The sequence below is a fragment of the Streptomyces sp. P17 genome (assembly GCF_032436805.1).
In the GTDB taxonomy this organism is placed as follows: domain Bacteria; phylum Actinomycetota; class Actinomycetes; order Streptomycetales; family Streptomycetaceae; genus Streptomyces.
On sequence record NZ_JAVRBF010000230.1, the window covers coordinates 1 to 709 of the forward strand.

At 67.4% G+C, this 709-nt stretch carries 1 protein-coding gene; it reads right to left on the reverse strand.

The genetic code is table 11. The features are described from left to right. Nucleotides 1-709, reverse strand: a 709-nt coding sequence (locus RMT89_RS40550) for a phage tail protein (protein WP_315888759.1), incomplete at both ends; no start/stop codon positions are given.

A 709-nucleotide genomic window follows, 5' to 3' on the forward strand; every position in this document is an offset into this window, starting at 1 on the left:
ACACGAAGCCCGCCCGCCGTTACATCCAGCGTCGACCCCTGCGCTGCCAGATCGGTGCGACCCACGGCCCGGACCTCGTAGCGCACCCCACGGACGTCCGGCTGATCCGCGTCCCAGACCATCTGACAGGCCGCACGACGAGGGCGCCCCTGATCGTCTGATACGACTACACCACTGACCGCCCACCCCGGCACCGCCTCGGCCAGCGGCAGGGGCGTGCCGACAGGGACAGGGCTGCTGGGCAACAGGTCGCCCGGTGACCAGAGAACATCGGCAGCGTCGCGCTCGCGCAGTGATATCCGCTGGAGCAGCGTGCGCTGGTCATCGACCTTGCCCGACACCTCGAACACCTTGCTGGTGTAACCGTTGCGGGCACTGGTCCATGCCACAGCGTCCAGCGGCTCCAGCACCGCGAAGTCAGGCGGGACCGGCAAATCGTGCCGCGCCATGCGCCGCTCCTCCAGAAGCATATGCTGCATCTTTCGTTGCACCTGCCGGCGGTAAGGCACCGTCGGCAGCGACACCGAAGCGATCAGCCGGCGGCCCTGATCCAGCGCCTCGAACTCGGCCGAGTAGCGCGGGGGCGCCTCTTTCGCGGCCCATCGTTCGGCAGGCTCGGGGTATTGCGCGTGGACCGCGTTGTGCGTCTCGGCCAGAGACAAAAACGGGGTGAACTGGTGCTCGTCGGTGATGAGCAGATCATCATCTG